This window comes from Roseobacter sp., from assembly GCF_024639605.1.
Taxonomy (GTDB): domain Bacteria; phylum Pseudomonadota; class Alphaproteobacteria; order Rhodobacterales; family Rhodobacteraceae; genus Roseobacter.
Genome location: NZ_JAHEHZ010000219.1, coordinates 1 through 4,166, shown reverse-complemented (window position 1 = coordinate 4,166; position 4,166 = coordinate 1). Strand labels below are relative to the sequence as shown.

General features: G+C 62.0%; 4 protein-coding genes. 3 read left to right on the top strand and 1 reads right to left on the bottom strand.

Annotation, left to right across the window (positions count from 1 at the left end):
- Window positions 1–85: 85 nt before the first annotated feature.
- A complete protein-coding gene (locus Q0M35_RS17765; protein ID WP_295317589.1) occupies window positions 86–847 on the bottom strand; it encodes an NAD kinase in 762 nt (253 codons plus the stop codon).
- A gap of 208 nt (window positions 848–1,055) precedes the next feature.
- On the opposite strand from Q0M35_RS17765, the gene glyA reads away from it, so the two are divergent.
- The 3 genes from glyA (at window position 1,056) to Q0M35_RS17750 (ending at window position 3,864) form a co-directional block, all read left to right on the top strand.
- Complete coding sequence (glyA, locus tag Q0M35_RS17760; RefSeq protein WP_295317588.1) at window positions 1,056–2,351, top strand: serine hydroxymethyltransferase; 1,296 nt, start codon at window positions 1,056–1,058, stop codon at window positions 2,349–2,351.
- Between the two features lie 128 nt (window positions 2,352–2,479).
- A complete protein-coding gene (locus tag Q0M35_RS17755) occupies window positions 2,480–2,887 on the top strand; it encodes a cupin domain-containing protein (RefSeq protein ID WP_295317587.1) in 408 nt (135 codons plus the stop codon).
- Window positions 2,888–3,108: 221 nt separating this feature from the next.
- Window positions 3,109–3,864, top strand: a complete 756-nt coding sequence (locus Q0M35_RS17750) for an alpha/beta fold hydrolase (RefSeq protein ID WP_295317586.1) — start codon at window positions 3,109–3,111, stop codon at window positions 3,862–3,864.
- Window positions 3,865–4,166 lie beyond the last annotated feature (302 nt).

Here is a 4,166-nt window from a genome sequence, read left to right as displayed (position 1 = left end):
CAGGCCTTTGCGTCCTGCATTCTGGAAACGCCGCAATCAGTGCAGAGCCCGCGTGGAGCCGGCGCGCGCACCCCGGGCGTCAGGATCACGTGAACTGCTCGTTGATCAGCCGTTCTTCCAGACCGTGGCCCGGATCGAAAAGGATATGATGGGCCACCGAGGGCTCCGAGCGTATTTCGACCGAAACCACTTCCAGAACCGATTTTGCATCAGCTTCGGCCATAACGGGGCGTTTTTCGGCCTCCAGCACGTCAAATCGCACGACCGCAGTTTTCGGCAGCAGAGCACCGCGCCACCGCCGGGGGCGGAATGCACTCATCGCCGTCAGTGCCAGCACTTCCGATCCGATCGGCAGAATGGGGCCGTGCGCGGAGTAATTATAAGCGGTCGAGCCCGCAGGCGTGCTGACCAGCGCGCCGTCACACACCAGTTCCGCCATACGCAGACGGTTATCGATTGTGATCCGCAGTTTGGCCGCCTGCGGCCCTGAGCGCAGCAATGACACCTCGTTGATCGCAAGGGCCTGTACGGTGGAGCCATCGGCGCGGGTTGCCAGCATGCTCAAAGGGTTGATTATGGCCTCTTCGGCGGCAGCCAGGCGTTCGCGCAGGTCGGTCTCGGAATAGGCGTTCATCAGAAACCCGATGGTACCGCGGTTCATACCATAGACCGGCGCGCGCAGATGCTGTGTCGCATGCAGGGTCTGCAGCATGAAACCGTCTCCGCCCAGCGCCACGACGACGTCAGCCTCATCGGGCGGCACATCCCCGTAGCGGGTCACGAGGGCCGCGCGAGCAGTCTGGGCCACATCAGCGCGACTGGCGGCAAAGGCGATTCTCTGTGACATCCGGCTCCCGCCTCTGACTTTATCCACCTGAAACAACCACATATGCATCGCCTTGACCAGTATCGGGCTGCAGAGTCGCCACACGCCGCCCGTGTGCGGCTCCGGACGGTGGCGCAGGACACGCGGGACGCGTCGTTTCCGCCCCTTTCCCGGCCCTGAAGATTGCGGTAAACGGCTTCAACTTCTGCTTTTGCAAGGGAGACCACCCATGAATGCACCGCACCGCAATCCCGGATTTTTCACGGAAACGCTGGCCAGCAGCGATCCCGAGATTTTTGGCTCGATCACGGATGAACTTGGCCGCCAGCGCGATGAGATCGAACTGATCGCCTCCGAAAACATCGTCTCTGCGGCGGTGCTCGAAGCCCAGGGTTCGATTATGACCAACAAATACGCCGAAGGCTATCCGGGCCGGCGGTATTATGGCGGATGTCAGTTTGTCGATGTGGCCGAGAACCTCGCGATTGAGCGCGCCTGCAAGCTTTTTGAGTGCGGCTTTGCCAATGTCCAGCCGAACTCCGGCAGCCAGGCCAACCAGGGTGTCTTTCAGGCGTTGCTTCAGCCGGGTGATACCATCCTCGGCATGAGCCTTGATGCCGGCGGTCACCTCACCCACGGGGCTAAACCGAACCAGTCCGGCAAATGGTTTAACGCGATCCAGTACGGCGTGCGCAAAGAAGACAATCTGCTGGATTACGACCAGGTCGAAGCCCTGGCGAAAGAGCACCAGCCGAAACTGATCATTGCCGGTGGCTCTGCCATCCCGCGCCAGATCGATTTCGCCAGGATGCGCGAAATTGCGGATATGGTCGGCGCGTATCTGCATGTGGACATGGCGCATTTTGCAGGACTGGTGGCGGCAGGCGAGCATCCGTCGCCCTTCCCGCACGCGCATGTCGCGACGACAACCACGCATAAAACTCTGCGCGGACCCCGGGGCGGGATGATCCTGACAGATGACGAGGCACTTGCGAAAAAGTTTAATTCGGCAATCTTCCCCGGCATTCAGGGCGGTCCGCTGATGCACGTCATCGCGGCCAAGGCTGTGGCCTTTGGTGAGGCGCTGCGTCCGGATTTCAAACACTACATCCGCCAGGTTGTGACCAATGCTCAGGCGCTCTCGGATCAGCTGATCAAAGGCGGCCTTGATACCATCACTCACGGCACGGACACCCATGTGGTGCTGGTCGATCTGCGCCCAAAAGGCGTAAAGGGTAACGATACCGAAAAAGCGCTGGAGCGCGCGCATATTACCTGTAACAAAAACGGCGTCCCGTTCGATCCGGAAAAACCGATGGTAACATCGGGCATTCGTCTGGGATCACCTGCAGGCACCACCCGCGGCTTTGGCGAGCCGGAGTTCCGCCAGATTGCGGACTGGATCATTGAGGTGGTGGATGGTCTTGGTGCAAACGGCGCAGAGGGCAACGGCGAGGTTGAGGCCCGGGTCAAAGCCGAAGTCGCAGAGCTTTGCGCGCGTTTCCCGCTTTATCCCAACCTCTGATCCCGCGGCATCCCTGCCGTTTCGTGACAGTGCCCTGCGCCCTTTGCGGCGCGGGGTTTTTTCTTGCCAGACGCACCGGGCCGGGCGAGGGTTGCAGCGCACTCTGTTCAGTAAAAAAGGCGCGAAGCATGGACATCACCCCTTCCGGCAGCAGGCCCTCTGAAAGCGGCTCATCTGATTATTTCACCGGCCAGGTGAGACTGGACCCGTTGCTGTCCAGCCCGGAGCCTGCACGTCTGCGCGGGGCGCATGTGACATTCGAGCCTGGCGCGCGCACCGCCTGGCATACTCATCCGCTGGGCCAGACGCTGATCGTGACCTCGGGCCAGGGGCGGGCGCAGACCCGTGGCGGACCCGTCAGGGTGTTGCGCCCGGGTGATGTGGTATGGTTTGCGCCTGGCGAGGAGCACTGGCACGGCGCATCACCGAAGGCCGGCATGAGCCATATCGCACTTCAGGAGGCGCTGGACGGCGGTGTGGTCACCTGGCTCGATCAGGTCGCGGACAGTGATTACAACGCGTCACCGTCAGACTGAAAAATCACAACCCTAAGCGACGGAAACTGTGAGCTGCTGCGTATCACCTGGAAGGCAAACAGGGAGATCCGGTCATGCGCAGTCCTTTTCAGCCATCGCTTCCGGTCACCACGCTGGTGATCCTTCTTGGCATCGCGACCCGCTCGGCGCAGGCCTGCGGGCTGGTATAATCTGTGACAATCGCGCTGGCACGTCGCCCCCCGCTGCGCTAAGCAGGCGGCATGCTGAGCTATAGTGAATACGGCGATACGGATGCGCCCGCCCTCGTGATTGTACACGGCCTTTACGGCTCGGGGCGCAACTGGGGTGTGATCGCAAAGCGGCTTTCTGACAGTGCGCGCGTCGTGACGCCCGACATGCGCAACCACGGCGACAGCCCGCGTACGCAAACCCATAGCTATGAGGACATGGCCGGCGATCTTGCCGATCTGATCGGTCACATCGGCGGGCCTGTGGATGTTGTGGGCCATTCAATGGGGGGCAAGGCCGCGATGCTGCTGGCGCTGGAACACCCCGGGCTGGTCCGGCGCCTCGTTGTCGCAGATATCGCACCGGTTTCGTACAGCCACAGCCAGATGCAGTTCATCACCGCCATGCGCGGCGTCGATCTGGGCCTGGTCACCCGCCGCTCAGAGGCCGAAGCACAGCTGGCCGCCCTCGGCATCGAGCCCGCGCTGTGCAGCTTTTTCACACAGTCGCTCGACGTGCCGGGCAAGCGCTGGCGGCTCAATCTCGACACCCTCGCGGCAGAAATGGACAAGATACTCGCCTTTCCGGATGTGTCCGGACAGTTCGGGGGCGATACGCTGTTTCTGTCCGGCGCGCAGTCTGACTATGTGCAGGCCGGTCACCGTCCGGCGATCCTCGATCTGTTCCCCGGCGCGCGCTTTGCCAGACTACCCGGTGCGGGACACTGGCTGCACGCTGAAAAGCCGCGTGAGTTCGAGGCGGCCGTGCGGGTCTTTCTGGGCCTGTGACAAAGACCGGCCCCGCCGGGACGCATCGGGTTTCAAAATCGCGCGCGGGCCTGTGAAACCGGGACATTGCGCGGGCCATCTGTTGCTGCAGCCTGACGGCAATGCGCCCTCCCCGGATCGCACGCCCGGCTGCATCGATTAAACACCGGATGTGGCCTTTCCCCCTTGCACCGGGGTGGCTCTTGCCTATAACGCAGGACAATTTGGACACATGGGGGTGTCCATACTTCAGGAAGGGCCGCGACATGCCAAAGAGAACCGATATCAGATCCATTATGATCATCGGCGCGGGGCCCATCGTG

Bases quoted from the DNA above. Each gene is read 5' to 3' on its own strand.
- Q0M35_RS17755 (WP_295317587.1), top strand. From the start codon at position 2,480: ATGGACATCACCCCTTCCGGCAGCAGGCCCTCTGAAAGCGGCTCATCT.
- Q0M35_RS17765 (WP_295317589.1), bottom strand. From the start codon at position 847: ATGTCACAGAGAATCGCCTTTGCCGCCAGTCGCGCTGATGTGGCCCAG.
- Q0M35_RS17750 (WP_295317586.1), top strand. From the start codon at position 3,109: ATGCTGAGCTATAGTGAATACGGCGATACGGATGCGCCCGCCCTCGTG.
- glyA (WP_295317588.1), top strand. From the start codon at position 1,056: ATGAATGCACCGCACCGCAATCCCGGATTTTTCACGGAAACGCTGGCC.